We start from the raw sequence: 17,096 nt of genomic DNA on the forward strand, positions 1-17,096 counted from the left end.
TATCAAAGAACACAGAGTACAATAGCCCGTTTGGGCGCATTATTTCAGATAAGGAGAACTGTTATGGCAAATGTAACAATGCATAAAACATACGCTTTTGGTATGTTGCAGAAGAACAAGCAGAGCGTATCCTTTTTGAAGGCGCCAATTGCTAGTATCATCCAGAAACTGATCACATGGCAAGAACGGTTGAACGAGCGTGCCAGCCTTCGTGATGCCGATGCTCATTTGCTGTTAGACATGGGAATTTCGACCCAGGCAGCACAAAGCGAAGCATCAAAGCCATTTTGGGTTCGTTAAGATACCAAGTTACCCTGCCCCGACGCGCTATCGGGTTCTTCTGACAAGAAGGTAGCGCAACTTCCTTTGTGGAACTTTATAAAGCCCGTTAACAGTTCGCCGACAGCTGTTGATGGGCTTTTGAAGTTCTTAAGGGGATTTCTTGCTAGATCCAGAAAGAAAAGCCAGTTTCTTAGTCGAAATTTAATCAGGGAAGAAACTGTTCGCGAATGATGCGTTCTTCAAGATTATGCTCTTCATCAAAAAGAAGATTCATGTCCACGCTATCATCCTGACGCACACTAACGCGCTTGACGTGTTTAATTTCCGTAAAGTCAGCGGTTGCTGATATGGGACGTTTTTCCGTGTCCAGGGTTCTGAAGGTAACTTCTGCTGTTGCCGGAAGGAGTGCGCCCCGCCATCGCCTTGGTCTAAAAGCGCTAATGGGTGTCATGGCCAAGAGAGATGCACCTATGGGGACAATAGGGCCGTGGGCGGACAGGTTATAGGCTGTGCTACCTGCGGGTGTTGATAGAATGACACCATCACATACGAGTTCCTGCATGCGTTCTATACTATCAATATCTATCCTGATGCTCGCTGCCTGACGGCTATCTCGATGCAGGGAAACTTCGTTGATAGCAAGGGCTTCAAACTTTTGTCCGCTGACGGTTTCTACAGACATACGTAAAGGGTGCAAGGTGATCTTTACGGCCTTTTCAATGCGTTGATCAAGTTGATCTTCGTTATATTCATTGAGCAAAAAGCCAATGGTGCCACGGTTCATACCGTAGATAGGAACGTCCAGCCCGATAAATTGATGCAAGGTTTCCAGCATGAAGCCATCCCCCCCCAAGGCAACGATCACGTCTGCTTCGTCCGGAGAAGCAGCTTGGTATTTATTCTTTAGACATTCCAGTGCATTGGTTGCCCGTTCTGTTTCAGAAGCAACAAATGCAATACGTTTTCTGCTCATCGCTTTATTCTCATGGCAGCCAGCTTTTCCCGCAAAACATCACAAACACTACTGATATGTATTTCACAAATAATAACAATAGACTGACAGCCACTTGCAGCGCTGTCAAAATGTCTGATACTGATTAAGAAATAAAATAGTCAAAAGGGGTGCTTATTTTGATCCGTCCATTGCTTTTCACAATTCTGACCATCATCGGTTATAGCAGTTTTTTCAGTACATCACTTCAGGCCGCTGACAGACATGCAGGTTATTATTATCCTGAACCTGTCTACCGGGAAATCTACAAAGCCAGAGCCAAGCAAATTGCAACATCAAACCGCAAAACACGTATTGCTTTCGTGACTTCTATTACGCAACAGAACATGCAACGGGAATTTGCCCCTACGGCGGCTATTTTTGCCAAGGGAGATGACGCGCAAAAGCTTATTATTGTTGGTTTGGAAGATGGCCGGCTGGATACAATCTATCGCGCGCGGGCAATCTTTGCCAATATGACTGCGGGGGCCAGAACGCTTCCGGTTTTTCAGGAGTTGGGTGTTGAAGATGTCTTTACCTTCTTTGATCTTGCGGCCTTGATGGGATTTACCCAGATTACCATTACGAATGGCCGGAATTTTACCCATCAGGTTATTCTTCAGTGATATATTCATCTATTCTGCGTTGCTAAGTAACAGAGCGTTATGATTGCCCGTATTTTCCTTCCCTTTGCGATTGGCTATTTTCTCTCGTTTTTATTACGGGTTGTTAATGCAGTTATTGCACCTGATCTGGTCTCTGAATTGAGCTTGTCTGCAGCAGATCTGGGGTTGCTGACCAGCACTTTTTTTATAGCATTTGCTTTAACACAGCTGCCCTTGGGGCTTTTGTTGGATCGTTATGGCCCACGGAAGGTTGAGAGTGCTTTTTTGCTTTTAACTGCGGCTGGCGCATTTTTGTTTTCTTGGGCAGAGAGCTTCATTCTTCTCGTTCTTGGGCGGGCTCTTATCGGGTTTGGTGTATCTGCCTGTATGATGGCGGCGTTCAAGGCTTATGTCAGTTGGGTTCCCAAAGAACGGCTTGCTCTGGTCAATGGATGTCATCTTGCAGCGGGTGGTCTAGGGGCTATTGCAGGAACGGCTCCTGTTGAGTTTCTTGCTGACCTTATGGGATGGCGCGGTGTTTTTGTCGTCCTTGCGGTGATGTCTTTGGCTATTTCAGCATTAATTTACATTGCAATTCCGCGGCGTGATGAAATCCCAGCTAGCGAAAGTGTGGCAAAGCAAATCAAAGACTATGGATTGGTTTTCAAAAGTCCTTTTTTCTGGCGAATCACACCCTTTACAGTGATGTCTCAGGCTGCATTTTTTTCATTGCAAGCGCTATGGTCTGGCCCTTGGTTGCGTGATGTTGGCGGCTTTGATCGCGATATCGTTGCATGGGGGCTAACACTGATTGCGATTGCGGTTTTTGCCGGCTTTCTTGTCGGTGGTATAGTAACTGACTGGTTGCGCCGTCATAACATTAGCCCGATTACAATCGGGTTTTATGGCATGTTGCTTTGTATGATACCCCAAGCTCTTTTGCTGCTTGAAATAAATTCCTTCCTGATAGTTAGCATTGTCTGGATGACTTTTGGCTTGTTGGGGACGGGGGGATATCTTGTCTATCCCGGATTTTCGCAATTTTTCCCAAGTCACCTGGCTGGACGGGTCAATACGGCCTTAAATTCTTTGGTATTTGTGGTTGCTTTCGTTGGACAGTGGGCAGTTGGTGCGGTGATAGAGTTATGGCCTGCACAGGCTTCTGGCGGTTATGCTGTCGAAGGATATCAGGCCGGCATTATTATGTTGCTTGCCGCACAGTTAATCGGTATGGGGTGGTATTATCTTTTTCCGTTGATGATGGAAAAAAAGTCATCAGCGTAATATCGTTATGAACAAAGGGAGCTTACTTGAAGCTCCCTTCATCTTTATCCGCCCGTGACACTCATGTGTCGTGCTACTGATGGATCGGCTTCCCGATCAATAATGAAATCATGCCCTTTGGGCTTTCTGGCAATCGCTTCAAAGATGGCCTGTTCCAGCGGGCCATTTTCATCGCTGCTGCGCAAAGGTTCCCGCAAATCCATGGCATCGTCCTGACCAAGGCAAAGATAGAGTGTACCTGTGCACGTCATTCGCACACGATTGCAGCTTTCACAGAAATTATGGGTCATGGGGGTAATAAAACCGATTTTCCCACCGGTTTCTTTAACGTCAACATATCGTGCTGGCCCGCCCGTTTTATGATCGCTTTCATTCAAGGTCCAATGCTCACCCAAAATGGATCGCACTTCTGTTAGGGGCAGGTATTGATCAACACGGTTTTCATTCCCGATATCGCCCATCGGCATGACTTCGATAAAGGTAATGTCAAAACCCTCGTCACCGCACCAAGAGACAAGTGTGTGTAGTTCATCGTCATTTACGCCGCGTAGAGCAACAGTGTTGATCTTGACCTTCAAACCGGCTTTTTTTGCGGCTTGTAATCCTTCGAGAACCTGATCCAGTTTCCCCCAGCGCGTGATCGCCGCAAACTTATCTTTATTGAGGGTATCAAGGGAGACATTGATCCGTTGCATTCCCGCATCCGCAAGTTGTTGCGAATATTTTTCCAGCTGACTTCCGTTTGTGGTCAGAGTCATTTCTCTGAGCTGTCCTGATTCCAGGTAAGGGGTCAGGCCATTAAACAGCCTCATAATGTTTTTGCGGACAAGTGGTTCTCCGCCAGTAAAACGGAGTTTTTTTACACCAAGGTTGATGAAGGCTGCTGAAACTCTTTCCAATTCTTCAATCGTCAGCAACTCTTTTTTGGGCAAAAAGTTCATGTCTTCTGACATGCAATAAACACAGCGAAAATCGCATCTGTCAGTGACTGATATCCGAAGATAGTCAACCATGCGGCCAAAAGGATCTATCATCCCGGGGTGAGCACCCTGAATGTTATCCTCTTTGTTGGCAACAGAAGTTGACGAAACGAGTCCCTTCTGGATGTTTGACGAATTGATCATCAATTGTTTCTCCTGCGTTTTCGGATCTTCCGTTGATTGTGCCCGAAAATCTTTCCTACACTTTGGCGTATAGGGCGTTAATTGCAAGTCAATTTATATCTCTTCTTTTTAACTCAGGCAAAAGGGGGTCGCTCTGTCATATATCAAGCATCTTTTATTGAGTAGAAAGCTTATTCGTAAGTTTAGTTGGCTGATACTCGTTTAATAGCGGTTATTCCTGTTCCACCTGTTTCCATCTTTACCCGTTCCGTAATATGGGCAATAGGTTCAATGACAACATCCATAGAATTAGCGGTAGCATGAATCGCATTATCTTTGTCCAGCGCAATTGCAACATGACCGGGCCAGTAAACGAGGTCACCTTCGGTGCACTGTTCTGAATTTACAGGATAACCAGCTGTTGTTTCCTGAACATAGGTGTCTCTTTGCGTGTTAATGCCACTGGCACTCAGGGAAACCTGAACCAGGCCGGAGCAGTCGATCCCGACAGAAGACTTTCCACCCCAAAAATAGGGGGTGCCTAAAAATTGATAAGCGATATCCACGTGGCTGAGAGCTTTTGTCTCAAGCGAGCAAATGTGATCGGTAAAGACCCATCCGCCACCTTGTATCTGGGTATAACGTCCTTCTTCTTTCAAGGCGAGAACAGTTGATTCCATGGAGAGTATATCTATGGGGGGGATTTTCATATCGGGTTGAGGGTAAACATAGGTGCGAAGCGCTTTTACTCTATGTGTTGTTTGTCGTACTTCCCGTGACAGACTGTCGGTCCTGATATAACCAACGTAACTATCTTTAGCATTTTGGACCCATGCCCAATCATCCTTCTCTTCGTAAACAGTCACTTTCTCGCCAAAGAGTAACTCTGTATCCTGACCGGCCTCATCTGATGGATGACGGCGCAGGGGGACGATCCCCTTTGATACCTGTGCCGCATAGCCTTTGCTGAACTTTGGTGCCTCTGTTTTGTCGCGTAGGTATTCGGCGGCGAGATCTTCTCTCAATGGGTGAAGGCGAGGGTCCAATGTTTGTGACATAGCAGTATCAGGTTTTCTTTGTCAGTCCAATCTAGTACCTAGCTTGCCACTATTGGGGAAATAAATAAAGTACTGTTGATTTTGTTCTCGTGGCAGAGTGGCGTTAGGACGTTTTCTCTAGTTTATCCCAAAATGATGTTTTTTTTGGATTTTTGGTACGTAGCTGTTGCTCGTATTCGTTATGTGTCGGGATATCTTGATAATCATCAATGTATCTATCTGCGGATTTGCATTCCAGCATATGTCGAATAGCATGACCGTAGCGTGTGGATTTTGCTCTTTCTAATGTATGATTGATCATTGCACGCCGGGCGAGGACAGAAGCAAGAGGGTGTTTATCCTGTAGCATATCTGCAGTCGGGGTTAATAATTCGTACATATTGCCATTCATTTCACTCGTCCTGGTCTTAATAAGCTTTGCTGTACGTTCAAAATCCGGCCAGTTAAGTAAAAAGTGTAGTGCTTGATTAAATTCGGGGTAGTGCATTGCCCAATCTTTGGCGTAATCTTCGGCTTCGATATCTTCAAAATCTGGGAGTGATTTAAGTAAATCCTTCAGGCATGGGATGTCTAATGTTTCTTTGAACAATTGCCATCGAAAGGATCTTAATTCTTCAAATTTTTGAAGCTTCTCAAGAGTGTTAACGTAGGCAGAATTCCAGCTTGAGTATCTATTGTATTTGTCATCTGATTTTTTAGCTGCAACCAATATATCCAGTGCTTCGCTTGCCCGATTTTCTAGTAGAAGTCTGGATGCTACGTTTGCTGCATGAAACGGATTTTCTAAATCTCCGGGTTCATATTGTGCGATATATAAATCTGCATTTCCTAGCTGGTCTGCTATTTCCCGAAGGATAATCGTGACAACCTGGGGGGTCCGTTTTTCATATGATATTGAGGCGATTGGATAATGTGATAGGGCTTTCTGTTTATTAGAGGTATTATCATGATGAGATGTGTTTTTTATGGCTAGTTTTGCTTTATATTCCTCGGCCATAGATTGCAATTTTTCCAACCCGGATTTTCCTAAGGCTGAGCTTAGATGAGTAATTAAATAATCGTATTGTCCGTAGCTGTTCTCCAGCAATGCAGTAAAGGTTTTTTGAGCCAAAACATCCGGAGCAATATTGGCCTTTGGACCCAGTTCCTCAAAGTATGAGATTGCATCGTGGAATATCTCACCAATTACACCGTCGTTATCGTCAAGTCGTTCATAGACTGATTCTGCCAGTTCGGTGAACTGCCATAACAGTTCGAATGCGAGTGTTGGATTAGTAGGGGCAATTTTGTTGATGATTATATGATAGTGAGTGTCTAGATCATTGATCATGGACTGTTGCTTATTCCACGGTATAAAAGTGGTTGATCTTTTTATAGAATCAAGGCGCTTTTTTACTTCGCGCCCAAGATCTTCCAAACTTACAGCATATGATAGTTCCAACTTCACACGTTTTTTTACTTCAGCATTTTTTGAGCTTATTTCCAGAAGAAGTTCAGCTAACCTGTTTGAACCAAGGTTAACAAGATTGGTTTTGGTGAGTGTCTTTTGTGATTTTTTGGGCATGATTGTTCATCAAGTATATTTATTTTTAAGAGTGGCAATAAGTTTCAAGAAGGCGGTACGTTTCTGATCTGGATTGGATCCTTGATATGCAGGTCGCGTTGAGGGAACGGAAATTCAACACCTTCTTCTTTAAACTTATCCCAAATTGCCAGTAATAATTCGCTGGTTATATTACCTATGCCGTTCTGGGGGTCTGCAATCCAGACGCGGACTTCAAGATTTACGGAGTTGTCGCCAAAGTTTCGAACAAGGCAATTAGCCTTGGGATCATCAAGGATGCGTTTGTTTTCTGATGCGGCTTCGATACAAAGATCAATCGCTTTGTGAAGGTCTGAATTATAAGAAACACCGATAGGAACACGCACACGAACCCAACTGTTGGTGTAAGACCAGTTCTCAACTCTTTGTGTGATGAATTCTTCATTTGGGATCAGGTGTTCAATACCATCGCGAGTGATGACCGAAGCATAGCGGGCCCCAAATGATTTAACCCATCCATAGGTGTCATTTACGGCGATTACATCACCAGGTTTAATTGACCTGTCCATTAACAGAATAATACCGGATACCAGATTGGATATGACTTTTTGCAGCCCAAAGCCGATACCCACACCCAAAGCACCGCCAAAAAGAGCGAAGGCTGAAAGATCAATCCCGACTGTTTTTAGACCAACAATCACAGCGATCCCAATAAAGGTAACTTTTAATAGCTTTCCAAGAAGAACCTGAACTGAAGGCGTTAATTCAGGTACGGCCTTTACACGGCGTTCAAGTAGTGAGCTGAAGGCAATGGCGGCCCAAAGTAAAACCGCCAGTGAAATAACGCCTTTAAGCACCATTAGGATTGATATGCGCAGTCCACCAACATCAAGTGCAGCTGCGTCAAGAATTTCTTCAGCTAAGTCCAGAAGTCCGAGAATGTTGAGGGCAGCAACTGACCAGATAAAAAGAGAGACCAATCGTGCGAGTATACGGGTTTTAATTATGCTTGTTGTCAGGTTGATAATAACCCACGCCAAGGTCAGACTGGCAACCGTATTGATCAGGAACCTTGTCCGGACAGGCATCTCAAGCTGTATTAAAGCCCCCAGTGTGACCCAAAGCATTAATAGGAATATCACCCAAGGGATCATGGGTAACAGATTGGTCAGGATAAGTTTGAAAGCCTGAGGTGTTTTTGAGAACTGTTTCCATTCACTCGCTGCGGGGCGGAGTTTATTGCCGAGGTAACGACTGAGCGGAAGAAGGACAAGAAGAAAGCCAAGTTGGAAAATGACGGGCCAACTCAAGAGATTTTGCCCTAACCAGCTGGTAATCTGATCGAGCCAACTCGTAATCTCTTCTTGGTTTGGGATCATCAAAAAATCCAAACCTATCCTCCTGATTTTGTTTTCCTAGAAGTGTGTTTGTCACACATTCAAAAGGGCTTTGTAATGATAGATATCGTAATCTTCTTATGCTCTGCCGTGCAAGTTTAGCAATTTTATCCTGGGGCGAACAGGGAACGTTCTGTGTTCATGTTCAAGTGTTTCCTGCGTCAATTTGGCATTTTTAATTTAGTGGATTGATATAGTTGCAATTTTAGAGAGTTTTTCTTTTTGTTAAGTGATCTTTGTATATTTTAAGGTTGTAATTATTAGGTATTTATATGCATTATTGAGTTATAAATTGAATTTATTGGAAAGTTGTTCTCAAAATGAAAATATCTAACAAGCAGAAAGAAGCGAACAAAGCTAGGTTGATTGCTGTTGCAGTGGATCTTTTTTCCGAGCATGGCTTTCACAATGTTTCTATGAAGCAGATTTCAAAAGCTGCAGAAATGGGGGGGTCAACGATTTATAAGTATTTCCCCAACAAGGATAAGTTCCTGTTGTCCTATCACGAGACGGTATTGAACAATGTTCTACGACTTGTTGAGGAAGCTGAAGATTTCGCAGACTTTACGCTTGAAGAAAAATTACAATTCTTTATCTATAATTACTTGGATATTCTGATTGAAAATCGGGAGTTTGTTGCAGAAAGCATAGAGATACTGCGCGCATCCCCTGCTTTTTTGATGCAACGTGAATTCCCGGCAAGCAAGGCTCTTAAAAAGAAAATCATTGAGATCTTGGAGCAGTCAGTTGATAGCGAAGAAATTCCGGAGGTTCCCTTTGAGAGTGCTGTGGCACATTTGATGGTCGATGCATTATTGGGAATAATTCTCTATTGGCTGCAGGATGATAGCGAAGAGTTCATGCACACAACCCAGTTTGTAGAAATCTCTACAAGCTTTTTTGTGACATTGCTAAAGAGCGATGTTCTTGGCAAGGGCGTAGATCTTGTCGGCTTCATGATCAAAAGTCAGATGATGCGGTTTTTGGAAAATGGTCAGGGTTTTTCAACTCTGATGAAGGGATTCAGTGCCATGGCTCGTAATGGGGGCTGGAAACATGGGGGCTAGGGGATCAATTGCAACGAGAAAGTTGCAACGTTCGGCGGCAATAGGTCTAACAGCTACCAAAGTTGGATTGCGCCATCTGGGACATGTTGGAAAGAAGAAAATAATTGCAGGTCATTCCTCGCCAGAGTTGGATGAAGCAGCACGCACCAAACATGAAGAAGACATCGGGAAAACACTTTTCAAGGCTTTGAACCAGCTCAAGGGAACTGCTTTAAAAGCCTCACAAATTCTGAGCATGGAAGCGGATATTCTTCCCGAAGGTATTCGGCGAGAATTATCAAAAGCTTGCTACAAGGCAACGCCATTAAACCGGGCTTTGGTTGACAAGGTTTTTCGTGATCAGTTTGCGAAGAGTCCAGGGACAATTTTTAAAACTTTTGATTCAAGAGCATTTGCGGCGGCAAGTTTGGGGCAGGTACACAAGGCTAAGTTGGTGTCAGGGCAGGATGTTGCCGTTAAGGTTCAGTATCCGGGAATTGCAGCATCCATTAAAAGTGATATGAAGATGCTTGGTGGTTTGTTGACGGTCTTTTCAGCCTCAACGGACTTAATGCCGGACAGAAATATTGTCGATACGGTTTTGGATGAGATCTCCATTCAACTTCATAGGGAAGTTGATTATTTTCAAGAGGCAGAGAGCCTCAAGTGGTTTAAGGACAACGTTAAAAACGAACGCATCATCGTGCCGGCCATTTACGATGACTATAGCTCGGAACGTATTTTAACGACCGAACTGTTAACAGGGCTTCATTTAGATGAGTGGCTGGCGACCAAACCTTCGCAGGAAGAGAAAAATGCTTATGGTCAGCTCTTGTTTGATTTTTTCTTCGATAGTTTCTTTGAACTGGGTTTTGTGCATGCTGATCCACACCCGGGTAATTTTCTCTTCATGGAGAATAGTCAGCTAGGATTACTGGATTTTGGCTGTGTACGAAAAATGGACAGCGGTTTCACAAAAACCATATCTGATTATTACAAATTCCTCATTCATCATCATACGGTCGAGCCAGATTACAACAAGCTAAGAAGTTTTTATGAGGATCTTGAGTTAAGCAAGGACGAGATGACGGATGCGGAATTCCGGTCGATTTTGCAACCTCAGTTAGACGTCATTCAAAAATGGATGATTGCCCCCTATCTTGAAGGGGAATTTGATTTCACCAATTGGGAATGGCCAGAAATCAAGATGGCGGATACTCGAAAAATAACACCCTTTATGAAAGAGATTAATCGAAACCTCCTGTATTTTGATCGAACTTACCGTGGAATAATTCTGTTGTTAAGTAAACTGGGAGCAACAGTCAAAACCGGAAATAAATGGATCGGAGTGTGATCATGCCAACAGTGATGAGAAGTCACAAAGATCTGTTACATCATAAGCTGTCTCAAGAAAATCTCTTCCTGAAAAATTATTGGGGAAAATTGCTGACGCATTTCATTGCACAGCGATGGGTCGGGCGTTGGATTATGGCGGTGGCAATAACTCATATTGTCCTGACCTTTATTCTTTTTCCCACTCAGATTGCTTTCATCTTTATGAATGGTTTTTTTGATATGGGAATTACGAACTATGAGATCAGCAATACTGTATGGTTCTTTTTCTTTGGTATGCCACTTTTTCTTGTTGGGCTTATGATAGATCGGGATGAGAAAAAAAATACGATGCCCCCTTTTCAGGAAGTTTTACTCTTTACACTGGTTTGTATGACGGCGTTGGGAATAATGTTGATACCTGCGTCGGGGTTTTGGTTGATGGTTCCCGCAGTCTTCGGATTTTATCTGAAAAACAAATCAGCCAATGAGAACTGGAATTGAACCAGTGTTTCCAAGAAGTAAATTGGGAAATTAGCGAGGAGCAAAATTAATAGGATGGCTTTTAAAGGCTGCGCCATGTGGTTGAGAGCTTGATACATGAAAATGCAGGTGAGGGGCTGTGGAATAACCCGTATTGCCTGAATAGGCGATAAGTTGACCTTTTTCTACCTTGTCGCCCACCTTGACAACGGCGCCATCTTTTTTGAGATGCAGGTATTGCCCTATCGTTCCATCAACATGTTTGATCCAGAGGTAATTTTCTTCACTTTTATACTGGTTTGAAGCCCCGCCACGGGATGAATCTTCTCTCAAGGCAATGACTATCCCTTCGCGTGCAGCCAGAATTTCTGATCCCACAGGCATTGCCCAGTCTATGGCAAAGCTATTCGGGCCCGTATGAGAAAAGGTTCCGTTCGGACCTTGGGATATTGGGTAGGATTTTGTTTTTGGAAATGGGAATTCATAGAGTACGGTGTCATCATGTTTGGCACCATCTGTTTCCGGATGAAGTTGCGATGTCCAGTTGTAACGCCATTCGCCATGACTTTTTGCCTGAATGGATATAATGCTTTTTATTTCCTTAGAGCCAAGTAGCACGTTCTCTGTTTTTAGGGCAGGCGTAATATTTTGCCCTGTAATATGCAAGGATATGCGCATAGGAAAAGCATAGTTGTTCTGAGCACTAATATGGGCACTTTTGTTATCTTCTAGGGTCAGGTAACAAATCTTGTCATGATGAAAACAAGTCTTGCGTTCATCGGATTTGGTTTCTGTCGAGTGAAATAAAAAACAGATAAGTAGAGCAGTGGTAAAGCAAACGAGGGAGAGAGGCGTAAGGGAAAGATGTTTCATATTCTTACGTCACTCCTCAGTTTTAGCTAGCCTGTTCTAATTAGCTATTTTTAGTTTCTTTTTCTTTTGAATGTAATCGCTAATGACCTATTTGTGAAAACAGATTTACCCAAGTAATAGGCTATCGCTGTCCAATTCTTCGCCTCTAACCTTGCCGAACATATCTACCAGATCATGGATTGTCATGGAACTACGCTCTTCCCCGGAAACATCCAATACAACTTGCCCTTCGTGCAGCATGACTGTTCTTGTGCCAAACTGCAGAGCCTGTCCCATCGAATGGGTAATCATCAAGGTCGTGATGTCGGTTTCTTTGACAATGTCATTGGTTAGTTCCAGCACAAAGGCCTGCATTCTAGGGTCAAGTGCGGCTGTGTGTTCATCAAGCAGCAAACATTTTGTTGGCTGTAATGTTGCCATAATCAAACTTACGGCCTGTCGCTGGCCACCACTGAGCAATCCCATTTTGTCTGCTAAACGGTCTTCCAAACCTAACCGCAGGCGAGACAGGCGCCCTTTGAAAAGTTCACGCTTGGTGTTGTTGATCGCCAGACCAAAGCCACGCTTTTGTCCTCTTGAATGGGCAAGTGAGAGGTTTTCTTCGATGGTTAAGGCTTCGCAGGTTCCTGCAAGAGGATCCTGAAAAACACGAGAAACCAAGCTACTGCGTCGGGCAGCTTTCCAACGACTAACGTTTTTTTCATCAATTGTAATGGCGCCGCTGTCTGCAATTAATTCACCCGTCAAACAGTTCATAAATGTGGATTTTCCCGCACCGTTTGACCCTATGACAGTAACGAATTCCCCTTCGGCAACAGACAGGTTTACACCCTGAAGCGCTTTGTTTTCATTTGGTGTATCTTTGCCAAAAGTGATGCGGAGATCTTGAACATTGATCATTTTAGTTACCCCGCTTCATCAGTTTTTTGAGGGGGTTTTTGGCCCCGGGTAAAATCAAGGCAATTGTAACCAGTAAAGCGGTGACAAGATTAAGATCAGAAGGCTCCAACCCGATGCTATCAGCGTTGAGGGCAAGGCCAATGGCAATGCGATAGACGATTGAGCCAAAGATACAGGCTAGAACAGCCATTAACATGCCGCGTGTCGAGAAGATTGCTTCACCTGCAATAAGGGCAGCAAGACCAATAACAATTGTACCAGTCCCGATGGTGATATCTGCGAAACCGTTCATTTGTGCGAACAAAGCCCCGGTCAGACCCACAAGGGCATTTGAAAGTGCCATACCGATATAGGTTGTCTTGTTGGTGTCAATTCCTTGAGCACGCGCCATTTTTTGGTTTGCGCCGGTTGAGCGCATGGCTAATCCATAGTTGGAATTAAGGAAGCGAGCCACGATAAGAGCAACGACAAAAACGATAACAGCAGCAATGATCGGTTTCAGGTAATAACCGGGCAGTCCTTGTCCTTCAAAGGGGGTGAGAATTGTCTCTTCCGTAATGATCGCCACGTTCGGACGTCCCATAATGCGTAAATTGATTGAATAGAGCGCAATCATGGTCAGGATAGAGGCCAAGAGATTGAGAATCTTGAAACGTAAGTTCAAAAAAGCGGTGACCAGCCCAGACATGCCGCCGGCTAAAAAAGCAATAACTGTGGATAATAAAGGATTGTAGCCAGAGACAATCATGGTTGCACAGACGGCTGCCCCTAGAGGAAAAGATCCGTCGATCGTTAGATCGGGAAAGTCCAGAATTCTGAATGACAAGAAGACGGCTAAAGCAATCAGGCCATAGATCAGGCCTAATTCGATGGCACCCATAAAGGCAATAAGGTTCATTTATCCGAAGCCTTGCGGCTCTCTAACTGTTGTGTTTTTGCGTCGATTACGCTGCTTGGGTAGTTCCATAACGCAAGAAGACGAAATCCGCAAAACGAATTTCGTCTTCTTTAAGTGCTTTTCTATCTCTGTCTTTTTGACAGGAAAAGAAAAAAGGATCTTATTTTATCACTTCAGTTGCGCGGGCAATAACTTCCGAGGAAAGGGTTACACCCATTTTTTCTGCCATGGCTGGGTTCACAAAAAGATTGGTTTTGCTTACGCCTTGAAATGCAATATCGCCTGCTGCCTTACCTTTGAGGATATCAACAACAACTTTACCTGTTTGACGTCCAACATCGTAGTAATCAAAGCCAAGAGCAGCCAATGCGCCACGTTTTACAGAATCAGTATCACCAGCATAAACAGGGATCTGGTTATCAATACCAACTTTCACCACGGCTTCGAAGGCTGAGATGATTGTATTGTCTGTTGCAACGTAAATAACGTCAGCTTTACCGATCAGGTTTTGTGCTGCGGTTAGAACTTCGCCTGTTTTTGTCGCTGGAGAAGCAATAACTTCATAGCCTTGGGCTGCACCGTGTTTTTTCACGAGGTCCAGTAGAACAACTGAGTTTGCCTCGCCTGGGTTATAGGGAACCCCGATGCTTTTCGCATTTGGTGTGAGTTCCTTGATCAAGGCAATATGCTGATCGATTGGTGACAGATCGCTGACCCCTGTCACATTTGTCCCTGATGGACCTTCGCCAGCGACCAGCTTGGCAGCGACAGGATCGGTAACGGCAGAGAAGACAACTGGAATATCTTTTGTTGCAGCGACAACAGCCTGAGCAGAAGGTGTGGCAATTGGCACAATTACATTTGGACCGTTACCAACGTATTCTCTGGCAATCTGTGCTGCAGTGGCCGGGTTTCCTTGTGCACTTTTGTACAGGAAGGTCAGGTTCTTGCCTTCTTCGAATCCTTGGGCTTTGAGTTCGTCACGTACACCGTCACGTACGGCATCAAGGGCAGGGTGCTCAACAATAGCAGTTGTGGCAACAACAACATCTTCTGCTTGCGCTGTAAAAGGAAGCGCGAGGCCAAGTGCTATAGTAGCTGCAAAAATTTTGGATCCCAAATCTTTGGAAATCATGATGTGCCTCCGAGATAGCAATTATATATTTATTTGAATGGTTCAGACCCGCATAACAACCGCACATAAATAACGCATCAGGAGTCTGTCCAGATTTGTTGATGTGTATTAATCCTCGTCACCACCATGAAAGCAAGAGGATATATTGGAAAGACTTGATGTTTCTCGTTTGGGTTTAAATTTGAAAGCATTGTTAAAACGGCGGCAGTGATATGTCATCCTTATACAAGATAGCTATTCTCTATCAGGGCTTTGCTTGTTCCCGAAAAGAAAACTCGACATAGTATATTCAATGTGATGCGCGTGTCTGACAAAGTGTAAATCGTACAAGATATAAGAGAGCTATGAAGATTGTTGTGGACCGTCTAATGAAAAATATCGATCAGGGAAAAAAGACGCGCCATCGTGTGGCGAAAGCGGATGCAAAAACGCTGGACGAATTTATTCTGAGGCCCGATCCCGCCAAGGAAGGTTTAACAGAAGCAGTGGTGGGAACTGATCAGGATGGCAATACTATAGAAATTCCTGTTGTGGTCGAGAAACCGTTGACACTTTTCCTGAATGGTCAGGAAATTGTGACAATGATGACCATTGGTGACTACCCTGACTACCTGGCGGTTGGGTACCTTCTAAATCAGAACATGTTGCGCCGTGATGATGTGATCACGTCGATTGACGTGGATCAAGAACTTGATCTGGTTGTTGTTCGTACTGAACGTGAAACCAACTATGAGGAAAAGCTCAAGAAGAAAACCCGCACATCTGGCTGCGCCCAAGGAACCGTTTTTGGGGACTTGATGGAAAAATTTGAAGATATAAAACTTCCTGATGATGTCAAAATACATACATCATGGATCTATGCACTCAGCCGCAAGATCAATATGGTGCCCAGTCTGTATCTGGAAGCTGGTGCGATACATGGATGTGTTTTGTGTCAGGGCGACCAGCCTTTGATTTATATCGAAGACGTTGGGCGTCATAATGCCGTCGATAAAATTGCGGGCTACATGTTTTTGAATAACGTTACAGCATCGGACAAGATTTTCTATACAACAGGTCGTTTGACATCAGAGATGGTCATTAAAACGGTACAGATGGGTATTCCCGTACTGATTTCCCGTTCCGGTTTTACGGCTTGGGGCGTTGACTTGGCAAAAGAAGCTGGGCTTACATTAATAGGTCGGGCCAAAGGTAAGCGTTTTACGGCCCTTGCTGGACAGGATCGGATTGTATTCGACCATCAGGCCATTGATTTGAAAGATGAAGATCCCCGACATCAAAGAGCCGCAGCCCGAGGAACAGAGACTAAAGCCCAAGGAACTGAAATTAAAGAAAGTCAGATCAATGATTGATGTTGACGAGAATGATGTTGCGGGTGTCATCTTAGCGGGTGGCTTGGCTCGTCGGATGGGCGGCGGTGACAAGGGGATGAAATCCTTGGCCGGCGAAAGCCTGCTTGCTCGTATTGTTAAGCGCATTAAGCCTCAAGTCGGGCCGTTGGTGCTAAACGCCAATGGTGATAGCCAACGTTTCAAGGCATTTTCATTACCTGTTGCGGCAGATGTTATTGGCGATAACCCCGGGCCCTTGGCTGGTATCCTGACAGGGTTGGAATGGGTCGCAGCACATGCACCTGATGTGAAATGGATGGTATCTGTTCCGTGTGATGCCCCCTTTCTTCCAATGGATCTTGTGGAAAGATTACGATCCGAGGCTACAAAACAGAGCATGCCTCTGGCTTGTGCCATGTCGCACGGTCGAACGCATCCCGTTGTTGGCTTATGGTCTGTCGCATTACGTGATGATTTACGACAGGCAATTGTGCAGGAAGAAATGCGTAAGGTTGATCGCTGGACCGAACGACATGGAATTTGTCATGTTTCTTTTGATGATATTGTTATTGGGAATGAGTCTTTCGATCCCTTCTATAACGCGAATAAACCGGACGATCTGGTGAGGGTTGAGAGTTTATTGGATAGGCAAAAATAGATATATGAAAGAACGTTAGGCGTGTTGTGTGATTAGGTATGCGCCTAACAAGCATGGCATCCCTTTTCAGATGCTTGGCATTTTTGCGAACCTGAATGTGTAACAATAGGCTTTGCTAATTTTCTTGAAATTATGCCTATTAGAAGCTTGCCAGTCTTTTATATCCCAAACTTTACA

17 protein-coding genes are annotated in these 17,096 nt (G+C 44.3%); 8 read left to right on the forward strand and 9 right to left on the reverse strand.

The window, feature by feature from the left end; genetic code table 11:
* Positions 1–63: 63 nt before the first annotated feature.
* Positions 64–300 (forward strand): DUF1127 domain-containing protein, encoded by a 237-nt coding sequence (locus D9A03_RS05260; RefSeq protein WP_120496148.1) that lies wholly within the window; start codon positions 64–66, stop codon positions 298–300.
* Between the two features lie 187 nt (positions 301–487).
* Here the strand turns inward: D9A03_RS05260 and D9A03_RS05265 are convergent, their stop codons facing one another.
* On the reverse strand, positions 488–1,255 hold the full coding sequence (locus tag D9A03_RS05265) for an NAD kinase (RefSeq protein WP_120496149.1): 768 nt from the start codon (positions 1,253–1,255) through the stop codon (positions 488–490).
* A gap of 158 nt (positions 1,256–1,413) precedes the next feature.
* Here D9A03_RS05265 and D9A03_RS05270 point away from each other — a divergent pair, with 158 nt between their 5' ends.
* Entirely contained in the window at positions 1,414–1,899 is a 486-nt protein-coding gene (locus tag D9A03_RS05270) for a molybdopterin-guanine dinucleotide biosynthesis protein A (RefSeq protein WP_254054975.1), read from the forward strand.
* A 39-nt stretch (positions 1,900–1,938) separates the two neighbouring features.
* Positions 1,939–3,162: an MFS transporter gene (locus D9A03_RS05275; protein WP_120496150.1), complete on the forward strand. Its 1,224-nt coding sequence runs from the start codon at positions 1,939–1,941 to the stop codon at positions 3,160–3,162.
* A gap of 44 nt (positions 3,163–3,206) precedes the next feature.
* Here the strand turns inward: D9A03_RS05275 and moaA are convergent, their stop codons facing one another.
* The 4 genes from moaA to D9A03_RS05295 form a co-directional block, all read right to left on the reverse strand.
* The gene (moaA, locus tag D9A03_RS05280) at positions 3,207–4,196 is read right to left on the reverse strand and encodes a GTP 3',8-cyclase MoaA (RefSeq protein WP_216825399.1); all 990 of its coding nucleotides are present in this window, start codon (positions 4,194–4,196) and stop codon (positions 3,207–3,209) included.
* 272 nt (positions 4,197–4,468) lie between these two features.
* Positions 4,469–5,323 (reverse strand): C40 family peptidase, encoded by an 855-nt coding sequence (locus tag D9A03_RS05285; protein ID WP_120496152.1) that lies wholly within the window; start codon positions 5,321–5,323, stop codon positions 4,469–4,471.
* A gap of 103 nt (positions 5,324–5,426) precedes the next feature.
* Positions 5,427–6,887, reverse strand: coding sequence for a DUF6880 family protein (locus D9A03_RS05290; protein WP_120496153.1), 1,461 nt, complete (start codon positions 6,885–6,887; stop codon positions 5,427–5,429).
* A 44-nt stretch (positions 6,888–6,931) separates the two neighbouring features.
* On the reverse strand, positions 6,932–8,245 hold the full coding sequence (locus D9A03_RS05295) for a mechanosensitive ion channel family protein (RefSeq protein WP_120496393.1): 1,314 nt from the start codon (positions 8,243–8,245) through the stop codon (positions 6,932–6,934).
* A gap of 338 nt (positions 8,246–8,583) precedes the next feature.
* Here D9A03_RS05295 and D9A03_RS05300 point away from each other — a divergent pair, with 338 nt between their 5' ends.
* The 3 genes from D9A03_RS05300 to D9A03_RS05310 are packed head-to-tail and all read left to right on the forward strand — an operon-like array spanning position 8,584 to position 11,145.
* Positions 8,584–9,330: a TetR family transcriptional regulator gene (locus D9A03_RS05300; RefSeq protein WP_120496154.1), complete on the forward strand. Its 747-nt coding sequence runs from the start codon at positions 8,584–8,586 to the stop codon at positions 9,328–9,330.
* Positions 9,290–10,663, forward strand: a complete 1,374-nt coding sequence (locus D9A03_RS05305; protein ID WP_162937982.1) for an AarF/ABC1/UbiB kinase family protein — start codon at positions 9,290–9,292, stop codon at positions 10,661–10,663. The genes D9A03_RS05300 and D9A03_RS05305 overlap by 41 nt, the downstream gene beginning before the upstream one ends.
* A 2-nt stretch (positions 10,664–10,665) precedes the next feature.
* Positions 10,666–11,145 (forward strand): DUF6463 family protein, encoded by a 480-nt coding sequence (locus D9A03_RS05310; protein ID WP_120496156.1) that lies wholly within the window; start codon positions 10,666–10,668, stop codon positions 11,143–11,145.
* Positions 11,146–11,175: 30 nt separating this feature from the next.
* Here the strand turns inward: D9A03_RS05310 and D9A03_RS20170 are convergent, their stop codons facing one another.
* The 4 genes from D9A03_RS20170 to D9A03_RS05330 form a co-directional block, all read right to left on the reverse strand.
* Positions 11,176–11,997: a M23 family metallopeptidase gene (locus D9A03_RS20170; protein WP_120496157.1), complete on the reverse strand. Its 822-nt coding sequence runs from the start codon at positions 11,995–11,997 to the stop codon at positions 11,176–11,178.
* Between the two features lie 105 nt (positions 11,998–12,102).
* Complete coding sequence (locus tag D9A03_RS05320) at positions 12,103–12,897, reverse strand: ABC transporter ATP-binding protein (RefSeq protein WP_120496158.1); 795 nt, start codon at positions 12,895–12,897, stop codon at positions 12,103–12,105.
* Position 12,898: 1 nt separating this feature from the next.
* Positions 12,899–13,795 (reverse strand): ABC transporter permease, encoded by an 897-nt coding sequence (locus tag D9A03_RS05325; RefSeq protein WP_120496159.1) that lies wholly within the window; start codon positions 13,793–13,795, stop codon positions 12,899–12,901.
* 160 nt (positions 13,796–13,955) lie between these two features.
* Positions 13,956–14,930 carry an ABC transporter substrate-binding protein gene (locus D9A03_RS05330; RefSeq protein ID WP_120496160.1) on the reverse strand — a complete coding sequence of 325 codons (975 nt, stop codon included), beginning with the start codon at positions 14,928–14,930 and terminating at the stop codon, positions 13,956–13,958.
* A 368-nt stretch (positions 14,931–15,298) separates the two neighbouring features.
* On the opposite strand from D9A03_RS05330, the gene fdhD reads away from it, so the two are divergent.
* Positions 15,299–16,282 carry a formate dehydrogenase accessory sulfurtransferase FdhD gene (gene fdhD, locus D9A03_RS05335; RefSeq protein ID WP_120496394.1) on the forward strand — a complete coding sequence of 328 codons (984 nt, stop codon included), beginning with the start codon at positions 15,299–15,301 and terminating at the stop codon, positions 16,280–16,282.
* A complete protein-coding gene (mobA, locus tag D9A03_RS05340; RefSeq protein ID WP_120496161.1) occupies positions 16,275–16,919 on the forward strand; it encodes a molybdenum cofactor guanylyltransferase MobA in 645 nt (214 codons plus the stop codon). Before fdhD ends, mobA begins: the two co-directional genes overlap by 8 nt.
* Positions 16,920–17,096: the final 177 nt, after the last annotated feature.

It is taken from the genome of Kiloniella sp. EL199 (assembly GCF_900313065.1).
In the GTDB taxonomy this organism is placed as follows: Bacteria; Pseudomonadota; Alphaproteobacteria; order Kiloniellales; family Kiloniellaceae; genus Kiloniella.